The organism is Paraburkholderia sp. BCC1876, from assembly GCF_902833695.1.
Taxonomy (GTDB): Bacteria; Pseudomonadota; Gammaproteobacteria; order Burkholderiales; family Burkholderiaceae; genus Paraburkholderia.
Map to the genome: position 1 here is coordinate 96326 of NZ_CADFGI010000005.1, position 19528 is coordinate 115853.

The window sequence follows — 19528 nt, forward strand, 5'->3', positions numbered from 1 at the left end:
AGATCGACCGGCCACGCGCGCTTTCAACGCTGCGCGGCCGTTACTTCGCGCCCGCTGCGCTCCACTCGCAGCAGGCACACGAACGACAGCGCGCTGATCGCCGCCGCGCCCAGAAACAGGCTGGAAAGTCCTGCGCCGGCGTCGAGCAGCACGCCCGCAATCAGCGGACCGACCGCGAGACCCGCGCCGATCACGAAGTTCAAGGTGGCGATCAAGCGGCCCGACGTATCGGTTTTCGCGGCGGCCGCGAGAATGAACGGCAGCACGAAGGTCCACGCGAACTTGAACGCGAAGATCGCGGCGGCGTAGCCGGTCGCGCCAGGGTGGGTCGACAGGCCGAGCAACGCCGCGACGAGAATCGCGTAACCCGTCAGCAGCATCGCCGCGCGCGCGAGCCGGTTGCCGATCAGCGACGCGCACGCCGCGCCGATAATCCCCATCACGCTGGCAATCGCCAGCAGTTCGCCGGTGTGTCCCGCATCGAGTCCGGCGAGCGACGCGGCCTTGCTCGCGAAAGTCCAGACGCCGCCAATCGCCACGTAAAAAGCGAGCACACCGCCGATGACCAGCGTGGCCAGTTGCCATGTGCCGCGTGCGCCGGAGCCTTCGTTTTGCGATTGCTTGACGTCCGCACCGCTTCCACCACTCGCACCACCCGCACCACCCGCACGATTCGCCCCACCCAAAGCCGCATCGAACCCACGCGTCAACGGCGAAGCAAGCAACGCCAACACCGCCAGCACCCCATACAGCGCGCGCAAACCGAACGCGTCGAACAGATGCGGCAGCAGGAACAGACCGAGCGCACCGGCCACCAACTGCCCGACCACCCACAGCCCATACACGCGGTCCCGATTACCGCTCGTCGCCGCGCTCGTCATGCACAACACCATCAGCGTGCCGCCGCCGAGCGCGGTCAACGCGCGCAGCAACAGCAGCGCGACGAAACCCGGCATCAGCACGGCGGTGGCGACGTTGCCGATACAGAACACCGCCGTGGCGACGGCCGCGACGCGTCGCGCGTCGACGCGTCCGAGCCACAGCAGCGAAGGCAAGGTCGCGCAACTGAACGCGCCGAGTTCGACAAAAAAGTACGTGCCGATCTGCGACGCGCTCAGACCGAGCTGCCCGCCGAGTTGCGCGGCGACCGCCGGCGCGACCAGCAGCAGCAACGGTGTGATCGCCGCGAACACGACCAGCGATAGCAGCGTGGACGTCGCGAATTCGCGCGGCGCGGCGACAGACGGAGCGAAAGAAGTCGAAGGAGTTTTCATTGGGGCTCAGAGGTAACGGTTGCGGTTGCAACGACAGCGCGGTGAAGACAGAAAACGCAAATCACCGGCACTGCCGCAAGCTGAAGCGCCACGCCGGCGCCGGGCCAACTCAGAACGTGTGATACATGCCGAGCATCGCGCCGAACTGCGACGCGCCATTCAACGGCGTCGGGTCGTATTCATAGACCGGTTGCGAGCTTTGGCTACTGTTGCGCGAGTAGCCCAGATTCACGTAAGCGACCGTGCGCCTGGACAGCGCATACGTGCCGCTCGCGATGAACAGCGTCGGGTGACCGACGCTCGGCGTGCTCGACCAGGTCTTGTAGATGCCGCCCGCGAAGCCGACGAACGGCGTCGCCTGATAGCGCGCGCCGCCCCATGCGACGGTTTTCGACGGCGCGAGTGGACCGGTTTGGCGTTCCGCGCCGCCGTAGAGCGACAGCGTCGCGATGTCCCAATGCGCGGCTAGCGTGCCGATGGTCTGTTGCAATCCCGAGGTGTCGACGTCGCCGGACACGGTGCCTTGCGCGCGATGCAGCGCCGCGCTGATCCCGTAACCGTTGCCCGCGTATTGCGCGCCGATTTCCAGCACGCGGCCCGAGCGCGAGTTGCCGGCCACGCCGCCGGTCGCCGCCAGCGCTTCGGCGCTGAAGCCGCCGTAGTCGGCGGATTTGAACTTCACCGAGTTGTCGATGAAGTTCGCCGACAGCGGCACCATCACGCCCTGACCGCTGTACGCGGCGTACAGCAACGGGTCGTAGAACACCGTGCGGTCGAACAGCACACTGAACTGCCGCCCGAGCGTGACGGTGCCGAACTTGCCGCTCAAGCCGACATAAGCGCCGCGAAAGAATGCATAGCCCGGCACGGTGGCCGTGCCGTCGTTCACATTGATGCCCTGCTCCAGGCGGAACAGCGCCTGCAATCCGCCGCCCAGATCTTCCGTGCCGGTCAGGCCGACCTGCGACGGCAGCACGCCGTAGTTCTGCAGATTCACCGCGCTGTGCTGACCGTCCGCGTTGGTGCGGTACTGAACGCCCGCGTCGATCAACCCGTACAACGTCACCGTAGACTGCGCATGCGCGGCGCCACTGCCGACGCAAGCCGCCGCGCTCAATGCCGCTGCCCACGTTCGTCGACCGCCGCGCTGCCGTGATTCGTTTCGTTTCATTGAGAGGCTCCAAACCGTCCGATGTTGTTGTCGTAGGTCCGCCGCGGCGGCCTGCATCCCGTATCGAGTGCAACGGCAGTGTCGGTAGCGGCAATTGCGCTGAATAGACGTCCAGATGAACGGTATGGAAAACCCGCACGACGCTTGGCGATGGGTCGATGCGGCCCGCTGCGCGCGTTCGAGCAACATGCGTTGAACCCGCGCGAACCGTGCTGCGGCGCGCAATTCACGGTGGAGGGCCGTTCAAATGAGGGGGGTAAAGCGTGCTTTCCGGCACCGCGCTTTTCAAAAAAAGCGCCACGTATAATCGACCGGCACGCCGCATCCGCTGGACACGAGCGGGACACGAGCGGGACACAAGCGGGGCACCAGCGGGACATTCGCGAAACACTCGCGGAACGCGCGTTATCGACAGCCGAAGGAGCCAGCGTGACAGGCATCGCAGACACCAAGCGGTTTATCGATCAGTGGGGCGAAATGCCCGCCGCGATTCCACTCGACGATTACGCGGGCGCGCCGCTCGACCCGCGCAGCGCCGACTTCGAAGGCCCGCTCGCCGGCAACGGCACCGCCGCGCGCGGCCTGAGTCTGTTTCTGCTCGACCTGTACGCACTCGCCAACCGCACCGGCATCGGCGAATTCGAGCACGGCTTCTTCCGCCTGCTATCGCGGCACTTGCCGTTCGACGCCGGCTGGACCGGCGTGACGACGCACACGGCGAACGGTCCCGTGATGCACAACAGTTTCGTGTATGGCCTGCCGGGCGAATTTTTCACCGACTGGCAGCGCGTGCGCGACTGCGATCCGCTCGCGATCGGTTCGATGAATCGCTATGGGCGCGCGCTGGAGGTATCGATCGTCGCGCCGGGCATCGACCCGCGGTTTCGCAACTGGGCGATCAAATACGGGCTCGCGCAACTGATGGTGGTGTCGGCGCTCGATCATCGCTTCGGCCTCACGACATTTCTGTCGGTCTACCGCCGCGCGCTCGACAAACCGTTCTCCCCCACCGACGCGCAAACGCTCGAAGACGTGATCCCGCATCTGACCGCGGCACTCACGATCAGCCGTTCATTCCAGTTGACGCGCGAGCGTGGTGAAAGCGTCGCCACACCGGCTCGCGCGATCTGCGATGGTTTCGGTGCAGTGCACCAGGCGGATAAAGCGTTCGAAACGATTCTGCGCAGCGAGTGGCCGGTTTATCAGAACCAGCATCTGCCGGCGCCGCTGATCGCGCATCTGCATGCGGACACGGGGCAGCCTTATGTGGGCGAAACGGTCACCGTGAGTTGCTCGCCGGTGGTCGGCCTGTTTCAGCTCGAAGCGCGCCAGCGTTCGCCGCTCGACCGGTTGAGTCCGCGCGAACTCAGCGCGATCAAACTCTATGGCGATGGTCTCTCGCACAAGGAAGTCGCGCAGCGCATGGCGATTTCACCCGCTACCGTGCGCCACTATCTGCGTTGCGCGTACAAGAAGCTCGGCATGCACGACAAGAGTCAGATTCCCTGGCTGCTCGGCCTGCGGGACAACACCGGCCATGCTACGAGCGCCGACGCGGGCAACTAGGCCCCGAGTTACTCGTCCTCTTCTTCGAGACCGGCCAGCAGATCGTCCACCGCGCGATAAACCCGTTCGACGATCTCCGGTCCGACCCGGCGCTCCAACTCGCGGTAATGCGCTTCGAGATCTTTTGAAATCACCCGCACCAGTTCCACGCTGGTATCGGTCAGCGACACCAGCACGCGCCGCTGGTCTTCCGCGAAACGCTCCTTGATCACCAGTTCCATGCTCTCCATCCGTGCGAGCACGCCGGCCATGCTTGGGCTTGAAATCGTACAGATGTCGGAGATGTGACGCGGCTCCATCGGGCCGTGTTCGTTGAGCGCGCGGATCACGCGCCATTGCTGCTCGGTCAATCCATGCGCGGTAATCAATGGGCGGAAACGCTCCATCATTTTTTCTCGGGCGCGCAACAACAGCATGGGCAGGTTGCGGTGCAAAACTCGGGTGGAGGCAGCGGACATGTTTCGAAGAAGAATTAAAAGCAGCCGTCGAAGCTTAAGGGAAAACCCGCGATCAGCCGACATGGCTATTGACCATGGATCATATCAAGCGCGATACTACTAACATGTTAGTGTTTTTGCCGAGAGATAGCCAGACTATGTTTGCACTTGCCGATCATCTGTTGCATCCCGAAGGCGACGCGCTGCCTCGCGATGTGGACGCCGCCACTGCGGCCGCCCTGCTGGGCCGTGGCATCGCATGCCGCGCGCCGGTAAGCGGCGCGGTTTATGGAACCTTGCTGAACGACCGCGCCGCGCTCGTGGCGCTCGGCGACGCGATGCACGCCGCGCCGTACAAGGCGCCGCCGCAAGCGCCGGTGCTGTATCTGAAGCCGCGCAATACGTTCGCCGGGCATCGCGCCCGAGTCGTCGTGCCGGACAACGCGTTGGGCGTGGAAGTGGGTGCGTCGCTCGGTATCGTGTTCGGCCGCACTGCAACACGAGTCGATGCGGCTAGCGCGCTGGACTACGTCGCCGGTTACACGCTGGTGGGCGACCTCAGCGTGCCGCATGCGAGCGTGTACCGCCCCTCGGTGCGGTTCCGGGCGCGCGACGGTTTTTGCGTGATCGGACCGGCAGTCGTTGCAGCGCGTCATGTTGCCGCGCCGGATCGGCTCGACATCGCGGTGTCGCTCAACGGCGCTGAACCGTTCACGGCGAACACGGCTTCGTCGGTGCGTAACGTGGCGCAATTGCTCGCCGACGTCACCGATTTCATGACCCTCAACGCGGGCGACGTCATCACGCTCGGCGTGCCGCACGGTTCGCCGGTCGCGCATGTCGGCGATACCGCCACGCTGTCTATCGGCGGCTTGCCGCCGCTGACCATTTCGTTTGTCGCCGCATCCGCCGGCGCAGCAGAACAAGTTGGAGAACCGTCATGATGCGCGGCCGCGTAGCGTATGCAGGCGCGATTCACGAAGCCTATCCGGATGCACGAGGCGTGCGCCTTGCCGATGGCCGCGTGTGTCGCGAAGAGGAAGTGGTCTGGCTCGCACCGATCGACGTCGGCACGATCTTCGCGCTCGGCTTGAACTACGCCGAGCATGCCAAAGAATTGCAGTTCAGCAAGCAGGAAGAACCGCTCGTGTTCCTCAAGGGACCGGGCACGGTGATCGGCCATCGCGGCGTCACGCGTCGCCCGGCCGGCGTCGCCTTCATGCACTACGAGTGCGAGCTGGCGGTGGTGATCGGCCGCACCGCGCAGAACGTGACGCGCGGCAACGCCATGCAGCACGTGGCCGGCTACATGATCGCCAACGACTACGCGATCCGCGACTACCTCGAAAACTACTACCGCCCCAACCTGCGCGTGAAGAATCGCGACGGCGGCACGGTGCTGGGCCCCTGGTTCGTCGACGCCGCGGATATCGCCGACGTCACGCAACTGGAGTTGCGCACGTTCGTGAACGGCACGCGCCAGCAGCACGGCAACACGCGCGATCTCGTCACCGACATTCCCGCGCTGATCGAATACCTGAGCGGCTTCATGACGCTCGCGCCCGGCGACGTGATCCTGACCGGCACGCCGGAAGGTATCGTCAACGTGAATGCCGGCGACGAAGTGATCTGCGAAATCGACGGCCTGGGCCGTCTCGTCAATAGGATCGTCTCCGACGCGGACTTCGGCCGCGCCTGATCGACAGTGAATAGAGAAAGGACAAGGCAATGCGAATCGACCATCTGATCAACGGCAAAACCAGCGCCGCGCAGGATTACTTCGAAACGGTCAATCCGGCCACGCAAGACGTGCTCGCCGAAGTGGCCCGCGGCGGCGCGCAGGAAGTGGACGCCGCCGTGCGCGCGGCCAAAGACGCGTTTCCCGCATGGGCCGCCAAGCCCGCCGCCGAACGCGCGAAACTGATCCGCAAGCTCGGCGAGCTGATCGTGAAGAACGTGCCGGAAATCTCCGAGACCGAAACGAAAGACACCGGTCAGACGATCTCGCAAACGCGCAAGCAACTCGTGCCGCGCGCCGCCGACAACTTCAACTACTTCGCCGAGATGTGCACGCGCGTCGACGGCCATACGTATCCGACCGAGACGCATCTGAACTACACGCTGTTCCATCCGGTCGGTGTGTGCGCGCTGATCTCGCCGTGGAACGTGCCGTTCATGACCGCCACGTGGAAGGTCGCGCCCTGCCTCGCCTTCGGCAACACGGCCGTGCTGAAGATGAGCGAGTTGTCGCCGCTCACCGCGTCGATGCTCGGCCAGCTCGCGCTCGAAGCCGGCATTCCGGCGGGCGTGCTGAACGTCGTGCACGGTTTCGGCAAAGACACCGGCGAACCGCTGGTCGCGCATCCCGACGTGCATGCCGTGTCGTTCACGGGATCGACCGCAACCGGCAACCGTATCGTGCAGAGCGCCGGCCTGAAGAAGTTTTCGATGGAACTGGGCGGCAAGTCGCCATTCGTGATTTTCGACGACGCCGATTTCGAACGCGCGCTCGACGCCGCCGTGTTCATGATCTTCTCGAACAACGGCGAACGCTGCACCGCCGGTTCGCGCATTCTCGTGCAGCGCTCGATTTACGCGCGTTTTGCCGAGCGCTTCGTGGAGCGTGCCAGGCGTCTGACGGTGGGCGATCCGCTCGCCGACAGCACGATCGTCGGACCGATGATCAGCCAGGGGCATCTGGCGAAAGTGCGCAGCTATATCGAACTGGGCCCGAAAGAAGGCGCAACGCTCGCGTGCGGCGGACTCGACGCGCCGGATTTGCCGGACGCCATGCGCAAAGGCAACTTCGTGAAACCGACGGTGTTTGTCGACGTCGACAATCGCATGCGCATCGCGCAGGAAGAAATCTTCGGCCCGGTGGCCTGCCTGATTCCGTTCGACGACGAAGCCGAGGCGATCAAACTCGCCAACGACATCTCGTACGGCCTGTCGAGCTACATCTGGACCGAGAGCACGGGTCGCGCGCTGCGCGTCGCCGCGGCGGTCGAGGCCGGCATGTGCTTCGTCAATAGTCAGAACGTGCGCGATCTGCGTCAGCCGTTCGGCGGCACGAAAGCCTCGGGCGTGGGTCGCGAAGGCGGCACGTGGAGCTATGAAGTGTTCCTCGAACCGAAGAACGTCTGCGTGTCGCTGGGCTCGCATCACATTCCGCGCTGGGGCGTCTAAGGAGACTGTCATGGGCAAACTGGCATTAGCAGCAAAAGTCACGCACGTCCCGTCGTTATATCTGTCGGAACTCGACGGCCCGCATAAAGGCTGCCGTCAACCGGCGATCGACGGTCATCATGAAATCGGCCGCCGCTGCCGCGAACTCGGCGTGGATACGATCGTGGTGTTCGACGTGCATTGGCTGGTGAACAGCGAATACCACATCAATTGCGCGCCGAAGTTCGAAGGCGTGTACACCAGCAACGAACTGCCGCATTTCATCAAGAACATGCCGTACGCGTACCCCGGCAATGTCGGGCTCGGCGACCTGATCGCGGAAGTCGCGAACGAAATGGGCGTGAAAAGCCGCGCGCATAGCCAGACCACGCTCGAACTCGAGTACGGCACGCTGGTGCCGATGCGCTATATGAACGCCGATCAGCACTTCAAGACCGTCTCGGTGGCGGGCTGGTGTATGTGGCACGACCTCGCCACCAGCGCCCGCTTCGGCCTCGCGGTGCGCAAGGCGATCGAAGAGCGCTACGACGGCACCGTCGCGATTCTGGCGAGCGGGTCGCTCAGCCACCACTTCGCCGATAACGGCACCGCCGAGCAGTTCATGCACAAGGTGTGGAACCCGTTCCTCGAACAGATGGACCGCAAAGTGGTCGAGATGTGGGAAGCCGGCGACTGGAAAACCTTCTGCGACATGCTGCCGCTCTACAACGAGAAATGCTGGGGCGAAGGCGGCATGCACGACACCGCGATGCTACTCGGCGCACTCGGTTGGGATCGCTACGACGGCAAGGTTGAAGTCGTCACGCCGTATTTCGGCAGTTCGGGCACCGGCCAGATCAATGCGATCTTTCCGGTCACACCGCTGCCCGTTTGAATTCGCCTGAATCAGAGTTAGGAGCCTAACGTGCCGCATCTCACACTCGAATACAGCGCCAATCTCGCGAACGCCGACAGTATCGGGCAATTGTGCAACGCACTCGCGCAGTGCCTCGACGCCCAGCGCGAAAACGAACAACGGGTCTATCCGCTCGGCGGCATCCGCGTGCGCGCGTTGCGCTGCGAGCAGTACTGCATTGCCGACGGCCGCCCCGACGCCGCGTTCCTGCACGCGAATCTGAAGATCGGCGCGGGCCGCTCGGAGGCCGCCAGAAAGGCCACCGGCGAGGCCCTGTTCGCGTTGATCAAACAGCACTTCGCCGCGGAATTCGAGCAGCACGGCCTCGCGTTGTCGCTGGAGATCAACGAGTTCAGCGAAGCCGGCACATGGAAGCACAACAATCTGCACGCACGGCTCAAGGCCTGATCCAACCGGAAAAAACGCGGCTCATCGAGAACCCATCATGCTAGACGAACAAACTATCCGCGACCTCGCGGCAGAACTCGACCACGCCGAGAAAACCCGCACGCAACTGCGCCATTTCTCCGCCCGGTTTCCGACCATGACCGTCCAGGACGGCTACGCGATTCAACGCGAGTGGGTCAAGCTCAAACTCGCCGCGGGCCACGTGATCAAGGGTCGCAAGATCGGCCTGACGTCGCGCGCCATGCAGCGTTCGTCGCAGATCGACGAACCCGACTACGCGCCGTTGCTCGACAGCATGTTTATCGAAGCCGGCCAGGATATTCGCGCGGATCGCTTCATCTCGCCGCGCGTGGAAGTGGAACTGGCGTTCGTGCTGAGCAAGCCGCTGAAAGGCCCCGGCGTGACGCTGTTCGACGTGCTCGACGCCACCGCCTACGTGACCCCCGCAGTGGAGATCATCGACGCGCGCATCGAACAGTTTGACCGCGATACCAAAGCGCCGCGCAAGGTCTACGACACGATCTCGGACTTCGCGGCCAATGCGGGCATCGTGCTCGGCGGTCGACCGGTGCGGCCGCTGGACGTCGATCTGCGCTGGGTCGGCGCGCTGCTCTACAAGAACGGCACGGTCGAGGAAAGCGGCCTGGCCGCCGCGGTGCTCAACCATCCGGCAACCGGCGTGGCCTGGCTCGCGAACAAGATCGCCCCTTACGACGAATCGCTGAACGCCAACGACGTGATCCTGAGCGGCTCCTTCACGAGCCCGATCCCGGCGCGCGCGGGCGACACGTTCCATGTCGACTACGGTCCGCTGGGCGGCATCGGTTTGAATTTCATCTGAGGCGGCTCATGTCCTTATCCCTACCGCAGAACCCCTTCAAACGCGCGCTGAGCGAAGGCACACCGCAATTCGGCCTGTGGGCCGCGCTCGCCGATGGGTACGTCACCGAATTGCTGGCCACGGCCGGTTTCGACTGGCTGCTGATCGACAACGAACATGCACCGAACGACGTGCGCAGCACGCTCGCGCAATTGCAGGCCGTGGCCGCTTACCCGTCGCATCCGGTGGTGCGGCCGGTACGCAGCGACAGCGCGCTGATCAAGCAGTTGCTCGACATCGGCGCGCAGACCCTGCTGCTGCCCATGATCGATACCGCCGCGCAAGCCGCCGACGCGGTCGCCGCCACGCGTTATCCGCCGCAAGGCATTCGGGGGGTGGGTAGCGCATTGGCGCGCGCCTCGCGCTGGAACCGGATTCCCGATTATCTGAACGCGGCGGCGAGCGAGTTGTGCGTGCTGGTGCAGGTGGAAACCGTGCAAGGCATGGAGAATCTGCCGGCCATTGCGGCGGTGGACGGCGTCGACGGTGTGTTTTTCGGGCCGGCGGATTTGAGCGCGTCGATGGGCTTGCTGGGCAAACCCGGCGATCCGGGCGTGCGCGAAGCGATCCGTCAAGGTATCGACATCGTGCGGCGGGCGGGTAAGGCGGCGGGTGTGCTGGCGCCGGACCCGGCGCTCGCGGCGGACTATCTCGCGGCGGGCGCGACGTTCGTGGCGGTCGGCACGGACACCGGCTTGCTGAGTCGCGCGGCGGCGGATCTGGCGGCGTCGTATAAGAACACGGCGGGCGCGGCCGCGCCGGTTAAAGGCGGGTATTGATTCAGTAGCCGTTTAGTAGCCGCTCAGCCTTATCGCCCAGCCTAATCGCTAATCCCCCGCCGGCCACGGCAAGCCCAGCGCCGACCAGTCCAGCTCCACGCCGATCACCGAGCGCCCGGCCGCGAACTGCACCGCCAACGTCACCGCGACACACGGCCGGCCGCTCGCCAGCGAGAGGTAGGGATTGCTTGCCACCGCCACGCCCGGCAGCAGCACCGCGTTGCGAAAATACGGCCGGTGATCCCAGCGCGCATCGCGCGGATTCGCGACCGGATGCAGCGACGCGCCCTCGCTGTTATGCGCCGGCCCCGGCACTTCGTGCCCGACCTGCCGGCCGGAGTCGTCGAGAATGAAGCAACTGATGCAGCGCTCGAAGCGCGACAGCGCGGCAAACGCGTTGTCCATCACGACGCCCGCCAGCAACGCGTCCGCGGATGCGCGCAAACCCACCCGGTAAGGCTCCACCTCCGACTCAAACAACGCATGCTGATGCGCGCGGCCTTGCGCGATCACGTCGAACGCGTCGTCGATGCGCCGATGCACCGACTCCGGCGGCGCGATCTCCGCCGCCGGCCGTCCGAGCAGATAGCCCTGCGCAAAATCCACGTTCGACTCCACCGCGAGAATCAGCTCCTCGGTCGTCTCCACGCCTTCGACCACCACCAGCATGCCCGCCTGGTGCAGCAGCGACACGAGCTTCGGCAGGATCGGCTGTTCGGTGCCGTGACTGGTCGCGCGAATCAGTTCGCCGTCGAGCTTGACGAGGTCCGGGCGAATACGCAGCAAGCGGTCGAGATTCGACTGACCGGCGCCGAAATCGTCGACGGCGATCAGGAAGCCGTGCTCGCGATACAAGGCCGCCGCGCGCGACATGTCGTCCACACTGCCGCCATGCGACTCGAGAATTTCGAGGATCACGCGCTCGGGATCGAGCCCGACCGCCCGCACGATCTTCGCGAGTTGATCCGCGTAACCCTCGGCGATGAAGGTGGCCGGCAAAATATTGAGGAACAGCCACGCATCGGCGGGCAGCGACTTGCGCGCATTGCCCAGGTGGACCGCATGACTCGCGCGGTCGAGCGCGCCTTCGTCGCTGGACGGCCTCGGCGCGAACAGCACCACGGGCGGCACGAGCGTGCCGTCGTCCTGTTCGCCGCGCAGCAAAGCCTCGAAGCCGACCTGCTTCTGATGCGACAGGCTGTAGAGCGGCTGGAAGTGCGAGGTCAGGTAATACTCTTCCCAGCGATGCCGGCGCACCTCCCCGTCTGCAGAGAAATCGTCGCCGAGCAGTTGCAGCACTTCGAGCGGCAGCGCGCGTTCGGCGCACACGCGGTTGCGGCCGGAGTGCTTGGCGCGCAGCAAGGCCTCGTCGGCGCGATCGAGCAGCACCATGATGCTTTCGCCGCGCCGGTGCTCGGCCACGCCGAAGCTCGCGGTCAGATGACCGTCCGGCCGCTCGATCGCGGCGATCGCGCCGCGCAGCCGCTCGGCCAGATGCAACGCGCCGGCCAGCCCGTCGCGCCGCAGCACCGCGAACTCCTCGCCGCCGATCCGGCTCACGCTGTCTTCCGCCGAGGTCTCCTCCATCAGCACCTGAGCGACCTGATACAGCGCGTGGTCGCCGACCGCATGGCCGAAGCGGTCGTTCAGCGATTTGAAACTGTCGATGTCCAGAAAGATCGCGCTGATGCGCTCGTCGGGCGCGCCGGCGTCGAGCCGGCGCTCGGCCTGCTTGACGAACGCGCGACGGTTTTGCAGGCCGGTCAGCGGATCGGTCGCCGCGAGTTGCGCCAGTTGGCTCTCAAGGAGAAAGTGGTTGCGCCGGAAGCGGTAGAACCCGAAGTGAAAGACCGCCGACGTCGGCATGCCGATCGCCGCGATCCACATCCACACGACCACGTTGACGTCATGCGGGCGCGGCTCGCCGGACAGCAGCGCGAGGGCCGCCGCATAGAACAGCACGGTGCCGGTGAAGAAGTGCGTGGGCGTGAGCCACAGCGGCGCGGCGCAGATGGGGATCACCGCGAGGGCCGGCAGCACCCACAGCAGCGGCGCTTCGACACCGGCGACGTTCAACGCCATGCCGGCCACCAGCACCTGCAGATAGACGATGCCGATCGCGCCGAATAGCCCGATGGTTCGGGCGCGCGGAATCGCCAGCACCAGCAGGGCGAGCACGAGCGCGCACGCGAGCCGGTAGGCGAGCGGCGCGGCCGGACCGCCGACCAGGTTGCGCGCCCCGACGAAGCATAGGAACGCGACCACCGTGAACGCCATGGTCACTGTGGAGAGTGGGCGCTGGTGTTCAAGCGATCGTCGATGGAAGCGATCGCGTAAACCGGAATCGGACAGATGTTGCGTGGAGTTCGAAAGCATATTGATTGGTATCAGGCTCGTTCCGGTCACTCTGCCCATGGTTATCGGCAAACATCTGACTAATATTTAACCTTTCCACGCAAATCGATACGAACGCCTGTTCGCTTACGGCTGCTTCAGGCCGCTTTGGGTTGCTTTGGGCTGCATCAAAGCTACCTCCCCCCTCTTCCCACGCGCTTCACGCGGCTTGTGCCGTGGCGGCCATCACGCGATTGCGCCCGGCAGCTTTGGCGGCATACAGCGCGTTGTCGGCGCGCACCATCAACTGCGCGAGCGATTCATCCTGCCGATGCTGGTCCACCCCGACGCTAAAGGTGTAGCGCAAGCCGCCGGGCGGCAACTCGGCCGACGTGGCCGCGGCCAGGCTGGCGCGCAGCCGGTCCAGCAGGTTCACCGCTTCGGCGGCGCCGGTCGCCGGACAGAGTACGCCGAACTCTTCGCCGCCGAGTCGGCCGAGCACATCGCCGTCCCGCAGATGAGCGGTGACGAACGTCGCGAAATGGCTCAGCACCTGGTCGCCGGCCGCGTGACCGTGGCGGTCGTTGACGGCCTTGAACGAATCGATGTCGATGATCGCCAGCGCCAGCGGCAAACCGCTTTGCCGCGACGCGTCGAGCAGGGCGTCGCCGAGCTTCAGGAACGCGCGGCGCGCCAGCACGCCGGTCAGATCGTCGATGTTCGCCAGACGTTCGAGCCGCTCGGCCAGCCGGTCGTGCGCGAGCATCACCACGCCGATCGACAGACAGGGCGGCGCCAGCACCCCGATCGCGAGAAAAATGATGTTGGACGGTGTGACCTGCATCAGGTCGGTCTGAACCAGCAGACCGAAGCCGTACATCACGCCGCGCAAAGTATGCCCAGCACATAGCAGTGCGGCCGCGACCGTGAGGAAGTAATAGCTGTAGCACGGCCGGTTCAAAGGCCGGCCGCGCAACAAGGTCACGGCCAGCACCGCATAAAGGATCGCGTGAAACACCGAGACCAGCGTGACGCGCGCGTTGAAGTCCGGCACGACGAAGGTCCAGTAACACAGCCCGGCGAACAGAACCGCCAGACCGGCGTAGGCCGCCCAGGGTCGCCCGGGGCGCGCGAGAAAGCGCCGGCAGCCCGCCACCACCAGCAACGGCGAGACGGCCAGCAACATGTTCGACGCCACGAAAGTCAGCCAGCGCGGCGCGTGACCTTGCAACGCGAAGGCCAGCAACGCGACGAGCGCGAGCGCGTTCGCGGCGATCCAGCAGCCGACGCCGGGAATGGCCGCGCGCCGCAACGAGCCGAGCACGGCCATCGCCATGGCGCTCGACAAAACGGTGACCAGCAGAATACTGAGTGGATTGAGCATCGCAATGAATGGGTCGAACGGCAATGCAACGGCGCGATGCGCATGCTGCCTGAATCAGTCCGCACGCTTGTCTGACACGGCCGACCGTTGTGCGTCCGTAAGCTTAGCTGGCCCAGGCAAAAGTTGGGGGCTCGACGAACGGCAATAAGCAGGAAAGAATCGGAAAGAATGTCTGCGTAGACAATTGTGTGCCCCATGCCCGGCTCTTATGGCGTAGCGTTGCATTTAACACGAAAAAGAAAAGCTAAAACATCTGCGCGAATTGCCGTTAGACCGGGTTGAGCGGTCGATCTTACGATGTGTGCCCAGGTACAAGCGCTAACACAACGGAATCAGAAAAAATTACGTTGTTGCGCTGCATCCGACGCAATCGATTGCGCGTATCAAAAGACGAATGGAAAGTGGCTAAAACTTAACGTCTTAAGTAGACTCCTGCGAATTGTGTCTGACAAAGTTTGACAAACCAGACAAGCCGGTAAAAGCAACCTGCCGCGCGCAAAACGCGGTTCCCGAAACACGTTTTTTTGCACTGGCCGTCATCGCCTGCCTGCTTCACAAAAAGGCGCCACGGCCACTTCCCGGAAAACATGGTCTCCATTCTCGATTACCTGCTGGAACGCCAGATCTCGCCACAATGGCGCGGCATGCTGAGCGCACTGGCGACCGAGTTCGAAGCGCAGATTGGTCGCGATGAACTGCGTCAACTGATGCACCGCGTCGGCAGCCGCTTCGCGGCCGCGCATCCGCTTCCGGCCTGCGGCTCGACCGCCGAGCTCGCGCACACGTTGAATCTGGTCTGGCATGACATGGATTGGGGCTACGTGGAACTGGCGGACGAACCCGAGTCGTTGCGGATCGTCCACTACTGTTCGCCGCTGCTCGCATTCGGCGGCACGGCGTTGACGTGGACTCCGGCGTTTCTCGAAGGCGTCTATCAGACCTGGTTGAGCGCGTTGGGCGCGCAAGGCTTGTCTGTCGCGCAGACGAGCGGTTACGGTGAGGACACCGCGATCGAGTTTCGGCTCGGGCGCCATCCGGGTTGAACGCGGCTTGCGAACAGGTCGTGAGTGGGCGTAGTAGAGATAGCAATAGCAATGACAGTGGCGGTAGCGGTTGCTTAGTCGTTACTTAGCGGCTACTTAGCGGTTGCTTTTGCATGAACAGCATCAGGCAGTGGAACAACGCGCCAGACCGGTGCGCGTGCAGTGGCAGGATCCGCTTTCCAGCGCCGGAAGCAGGCAGGCACGTATCGGCGTGGGGGTTACGCAAGTCATGAACAAGACGGTGGCACTATGAGTTCATCCAGCGACATCGAGAAGCTTTTCGATCATTTCGGCGGCGACGCCAATGCGTACCAGGAAATCGGCCGCGAAAACGAGGCGCGCTCGGCGCGCACGCGCTGGCCTTTACTGGTCACGCTGGATCTGAGTCAACCGACGATTCCCGCCATCGGACAGCGCGTGGCACGGGCTCACCCGCAGGTGGCCGCAACGCCGGTCGCCGTCGATCCGCTCGACACCACACCCAAAGATGCCGCCTCGGTGACGCGCGCGAAAGCGCCGTTGTTCACCCGCTCGCATCGGCGCGATATTCCGCCGGTGGCGGTGGCCGCCGCGCCCTCCACGGCACCGCGCGGCGCTTCGCGCTTCGGCGAGCTCGATCCGGCGGAAGCGGTTTCTAAGGTCGATGCCGTTACGCCGGCGGCGTCCGCTGTTGTGCGGGTCGACGCGGTGGCAGCGGAGGTCGTGCCGGCGGCGCGGGCTGCTGCGCCGGTGGCTTCGGCTGTGCCGGTTGTGTCGGCTGCGCCGGTTGCCGCGCCCGCTGTCGCACCGGTCGCGGCGGCGGCGCCCTTTGTCGTACCTGCTGCGGCCTTTGCTCCCGTTGCACCGGTTGCAGCCGTCGCAAGCGCCCCGCTCGCCCAGGTCCAATATCGCGCGCCAGCCATGCAACCGATCCCGCCGATCCAACCCGCCGCGCAAACCTGGGCGCAACCGGCCGCACCCGCCGCGCCGCCTTCGATCCTCGGCAAACTCTTCACCCCCGAACCCGCCGCGACGCCGCCGCAACCCGCCGCGTCCCAGGCCGCCGCCGCGCCGCTGCATTCGGTCTTCGACCGTCTGCGCGGCACGCCCGCTCAAACCGTCGCCGCTCCGGTCAGCGCCACCCGCGCCGCCGCGCCCGCCCCCTCCAACTCGTGGCTGGTCAACGGCCCTCGTCGCTCATGAAAGTCATCGCGGTGGTGTCCGCCAAGGGCGGGGTCGGCAAAACCACCCTCGCCGCCAATCTCGCTTGCGTGCTGGCCGCCGGCGGCCGGCGCGTGATCGCGATCGATCTCGATCCGCAGAACGCGCTGCGTCTGCACTTCGGCGTGCCGCTCGACAGCATCGACGGTTTGTCGCGCGCCACGCTGACGGGCGACCCGTGGCAATCGGTGCTGTTCGACGGTCTCGACGGCGTGACCGTGCTGCCCTACGGCGCGGTGCTCGAAGACGACCGCCGCCGCTTCGAGGCGCTCGTCGACCAGGACCCGCACTGGCTTGCGCAAGCGTTGCAGAACCTGCGGCTCGATCCGTCGGACGTCGTGATCATCGACACGCCGCCGGGTTCGTCCGCGTATGTCCGCGCCGCGCTCAGCACGGCCACCTTCGCGCTGAACGTGGTGCTCGCCGACGCTGCCTCGTACGCGGCGATTCCGCTGATGGAGCGGCTGATCGATACCTATGCGACGCCGCGCGCCGAGTTCGGCGGCGTGGGCTACGTGGTCAACCAGATCGACCAGTCGCGCCAGCTCACCAAAGACGTGCTCAAGGTGTTGCGCCAGATGCTCGGCACGCGGCTCTTCCCGGGCGTGATCCATCTGGACGAAGGCGTGAGCGAGGCGCTCGCCTGCGACACCACGCTGATTCATTACGATCCACTCAGTCAGGCCGCCGCCGATTTCCGCGCGTGCGGCGCCTGGCTGATGACAGCGGTCGACGCGATCGTTGTCTCGCCGAGGAACGTCGCATGAGCACGGCACAGTCGCAGGACATCGAGGCCGCCGAACCATCGCGGCTGGAACGCTTCGTCGACGCGCGCTTCTGGAACAGCCGCGTCGTCACCGGGCTGGTGACGCTGTTCGCGCTGACCATGCTGTACTTCGTGTTCACGGTGCCGCTCGCGTTCTACGAGCAACTCACGTTCGCGACCTGCTGCTTCGTGACCGCGCTGCTGTTCCGCCGCCTGCCCGGCCGTTACGCGACGATGGTGATGATCATGCTGTCGGTGGTTACGTCGGGCCGCTATATGTACTGGCGGCTGACCGCCACCACTTACTGGGAACATCCGCTCGACGCCGCCTGGGGTCTGTTGCTGGTGTCCGCCGAAGTCTATTCGACCGTCGTGCTGCTGCTCGGCTACTTCCAGACCGCGTGGCCGCTCAAGCGCAAGCCGATGCCGCTGCCCGCCTCGCGCGATCTGTGGCCGACCGTCGACATCTTCATTCCGACCTATAACGAGCCGCTCTCGGTGGTGAAGCCGACCATCTACGCCGCGCTCGCGCTCGACTACCCAGCCGAAAAAATTTCGATCCACGTGCTCGACGACGGCCGCCGTCCCGAGTTCAAGGCGTTCTGCGAAGACGTCGGCGTCAACTGGACGATCCGCACGCACAACCGCCACGCGAAAGCCGGCAACATCAACGAAGCGCTGAAGATCACCAGCGGCGAATATCTCGCGATCTTCGACTGCGATCACATTCCGACCCGCTCGTTTTTGCAGATCGGCCTCGGCTGGTTCCTGCGCGACAAGCTGCTGTCCATGCTGCAGACGCCGCACCACTTCTTCTCCGCCGATCCGTTCGAACGCAACCTCGGCACCTTCCGCAAGGTGCCGAACGAAGGCGAGCTGTTCTACGGTCTGGTGCAGGACGGCAACGATCTGTGGAACGCGACCTTCTTCTGCGGCTCGTGTGCGCTGCTGCGCCGGACCATGGTCGAGGAGATCGGCGGCATCGCGGTCGAAACCGTCACCGAAGACGCGCACACCGCGTTGAAATTGCACCGCCTCGGCTACACCACCGCGTATCTGGCGATTCCGCAAGCGGCCGGGCTCGCCACCGAATCGCTGTCGGGCCACATCGGCCAGCGGATTCGCTGGGCGCGCGGCATGACGCAGATTTTCCGGATCGACAATCCGCTCACCGGCAAGGGTCTGAAAATCGGTCAGCGGCTGTGCTATCTGAACGCGATGATGCACTTCTTCTACGGCATTCCGCGTCTGGTGTTCCTGACCGCGCCGCTGTCGTATCTGTTCTTCGGCGCGCACGTGATCGAAGCCGCCGCCAGCACGATCGCGATCTACGCGCTGCCGCACATGATGCACGCGAGCATCACCAATTCGCGGATGCAGCGCTCGTTCCGCCATTCGTTCTGGGCCGAGGTGTACGAGTCGGTGCTGGCCTCGTACATCACCGCGCCGACGCTGCTCGCGCTGATCAACCCGAAGCTCGGCAAGTTCAACGTGACCGCCAAGGGCGGCCAGATCGAGAAGAACTACTTCGACTGGGCGATCTCGCGGCCGTATCTGTTCCTGCTGTTGCTGAACCTGATCGGCTTCTGCGTGGGCATCGTCCATATCTATTTCAACTGGCATCTGCGCAGCGTGGTGCAGACCACCGTGCTGAACCTCGCGTGGACCACCTACAACATGCTGATTCTCGGCGCGAGCGTGGCCGCCGCGAGTGAGCGCCGGCAGATTCGCGCGGTGCACCGCGTGGCGATGCAAATGCCCGTGATGCTGAAGTTCTCGACCGGCCGCACGCTCGCCTGCGAAACCATCGACTACTCGGAAGGCGGCGTGGGTGTCGCGCTGCCCGCGGCGATCCAGGTGCCGATGCACGAACGCGTGACCGTGTCGCTGTTTCGCGGCGACGAGGAATACGCCTTCCCCGCGACGGTCGGCTTCACCGCGCCGGGCCGTGTCGGCCTGCGCTTCTCGCAGCTCACGCGCGAGCAGGAATACGAGTTCGTCAAAACCACCTTCGCCCGTGCGGATGCATGGACCGGTTGGGCCGAAGGGCGTCAGCAGGACACGCCGCTGCGCGGCCTGTCGCATGTGCTGACGGTCGGCGCGCGCGGCATCGTGGGTCTGTTCGAACATCTTTACGCCGACCTTCGCAGCTCGATGAAAAGCCGTCCAGTGGACGTCAAGAAGCTAAAAACCAAAGACTGATCT

Annotated in this window: 17 protein-coding genes; 12 read left to right on the plus strand and 5 right to left on the minus strand. The window is 64.8% G+C overall.

Translation table 11 applies throughout. The annotated features are described in order from the left end of the window. Nucleotides 1-23: 23 nt before the first annotated feature. Nucleotides 24-1274, minus strand: a complete 1251-nt coding sequence (locus HWY05_RS19395; RefSeq protein WP_176059266.1) for an MFS transporter — start codon at nucleotides 1272-1274, stop codon at nucleotides 24-26. A 109-nt stretch (nucleotides 1275-1383) separates the two neighbouring features. Continuing rightward, the gene (locus HWY05_RS19400; RefSeq protein ID WP_176059267.1) at nucleotides 1384-2445 is read right to left on the minus strand and encodes a porin; all 1062 of its coding nucleotides are present in this window, start codon (nucleotides 2443-2445) and stop codon (nucleotides 1384-1386) included. A gap of 477 nt (nucleotides 2446-2922) precedes the next feature. Between HWY05_RS19400 and HWY05_RS19405 the strand changes: the two genes are divergently transcribed. Continuing rightward, nucleotides 2923-4011, plus strand: coding sequence for a helix-turn-helix transcriptional regulator (locus tag HWY05_RS19405; protein ID WP_176059566.1), 1089 nt, complete (start codon nucleotides 2923-2925; stop codon nucleotides 4009-4011). Between the two features lie 8 nt (nucleotides 4012-4019). Here HWY05_RS19405 and hpaR read toward each other — a convergent pair whose 3' ends face one another. Next, on the minus strand, nucleotides 4020-4427 hold the full coding sequence (hpaR, locus tag HWY05_RS19410; RefSeq protein ID WP_035556244.1) for a homoprotocatechuate degradation operon regulator HpaR: 408 nt from the start codon (nucleotides 4425-4427) through the stop codon (nucleotides 4020-4022). 179 nt (nucleotides 4428-4606) lie between these two features. Between hpaR and HWY05_RS19415 the strand changes: the two genes are divergently transcribed. From HWY05_RS19415 to hpaI, 7 genes are read left to right on the plus strand one after another with little or no spacing between them, the layout of a single operon-like run. Beyond that, a complete protein-coding gene (locus tag HWY05_RS19415; protein WP_176059268.1) occupies nucleotides 4607-5392 on the plus strand; it encodes a fumarylacetoacetate hydrolase family protein in 786 nt (261 codons plus the stop codon). Beyond that, nucleotides 5389-6147 (plus strand): fumarylacetoacetate hydrolase family protein, encoded by a 759-nt coding sequence (locus HWY05_RS19420; protein ID WP_176059269.1) that lies wholly within the window; start codon nucleotides 5389-5391, stop codon nucleotides 6145-6147. The genes HWY05_RS19415 and HWY05_RS19420 overlap by 4 nt, the downstream gene beginning before the upstream one ends. A 29-nt stretch (nucleotides 6148-6176) precedes the next feature. Beyond that, a complete protein-coding gene (gene hpaE / locus HWY05_RS19425) occupies nucleotides 6177-7634 on the plus strand; it encodes a 5-carboxymethyl-2-hydroxymuconate semialdehyde dehydrogenase (protein ID WP_035556237.1) in 1458 nt (485 codons plus the stop codon). A 10-nt stretch (nucleotides 7635-7644) separates the two neighbouring features. Next, nucleotides 7645-8508 carry a 3,4-dihydroxyphenylacetate 2,3-dioxygenase gene (gene hpaD / locus HWY05_RS19430; protein ID WP_035556236.1) on the plus strand — a complete coding sequence of 288 codons (864 nt, stop codon included), beginning with the start codon at nucleotides 7645-7647 and terminating at the stop codon, nucleotides 8506-8508. A 30-nt stretch (nucleotides 8509-8538) separates the two neighbouring features. Further along, complete coding sequence (locus HWY05_RS19435) at nucleotides 8539-8937, plus strand: 5-carboxymethyl-2-hydroxymuconate Delta-isomerase (RefSeq protein ID WP_176059270.1); 399 nt, start codon at nucleotides 8539-8541, stop codon at nucleotides 8935-8937. Nucleotides 8938-8974: 37 nt separating this feature from the next. Then, a complete protein-coding gene (gene hpaH, locus HWY05_RS19440) occupies nucleotides 8975-9778 on the plus strand; it encodes a 2-oxo-hept-4-ene-1,7-dioate hydratase (protein WP_176059271.1) in 804 nt (267 codons plus the stop codon). Nucleotides 9779-9786: 8 nt separating this feature from the next. Then, complete coding sequence (gene hpaI, locus HWY05_RS19445; protein WP_035556229.1) at nucleotides 9787-10596, plus strand: 4-hydroxy-2-oxoheptanedioate aldolase; 810 nt, start codon at nucleotides 9787-9789, stop codon at nucleotides 10594-10596. Between the two features lie 48 nt (nucleotides 10597-10644). On the opposite strand, the gene HWY05_RS19450 is transcribed toward hpaI, so the two are convergent. Further along, nucleotides 10645-12972: a bifunctional diguanylate cyclase/phosphodiesterase gene (locus HWY05_RS19450; RefSeq protein ID WP_176059272.1), complete on the minus strand. Its 2328-nt coding sequence runs from the start codon at nucleotides 12970-12972 to the stop codon at nucleotides 10645-10647. Nucleotides 12973-13150: 178 nt separating this feature from the next. Further along, on the minus strand, nucleotides 13151-14314 hold the full coding sequence (locus tag HWY05_RS19455; RefSeq protein WP_176059273.1) for a GGDEF domain-containing protein: 1164 nt from the start codon (nucleotides 14312-14314) through the stop codon (nucleotides 13151-13153). Nucleotides 14315-14901: 587 nt separating this feature from the next. Between HWY05_RS19455 and bcsD the strand changes: the two genes are divergently transcribed. The 4 genes from bcsD to bcsA all read left to right on the plus strand — a co-directional run bounded on the left by bcsD (nucleotide 14902) and on the right by bcsA (nucleotide 19525). Next, nucleotides 14902-15357, plus strand: a complete 456-nt coding sequence (gene bcsD / locus HWY05_RS19460; protein WP_035556225.1) for a cellulose biosynthesis protein BcsD — start codon at nucleotides 14902-14904, stop codon at nucleotides 15355-15357. Between the two features lie 249 nt (nucleotides 15358-15606). Then, the gene (bcsP, locus tag HWY05_RS19465) at nucleotides 15607-16539 is read left to right on the plus strand and encodes a cellulose biosynthesis protein BcsP (RefSeq protein ID WP_176059274.1); all 933 of its coding nucleotides are present in this window, start codon (nucleotides 15607-15609) and stop codon (nucleotides 16537-16539) included. After that, a complete protein-coding gene (gene bcsQ, locus HWY05_RS19470) occupies nucleotides 16536-17324 on the plus strand; it encodes a cellulose biosynthesis protein BcsQ (protein ID WP_176059275.1) in 789 nt (262 codons plus the stop codon). Before bcsP ends, bcsQ begins: the two co-directional genes overlap by 4 nt. Then, nucleotides 17321-19525: a UDP-forming cellulose synthase catalytic subunit gene (gene bcsA, locus HWY05_RS19475; RefSeq protein WP_176059276.1), complete on the plus strand. Its 2205-nt coding sequence runs from the start codon at nucleotides 17321-17323 to the stop codon at nucleotides 19523-19525. Before bcsQ ends, bcsA begins: the two co-directional genes overlap by 4 nt. The last annotated feature ends 3 nt before the right edge of the window (nucleotides 19526-19528 follow it).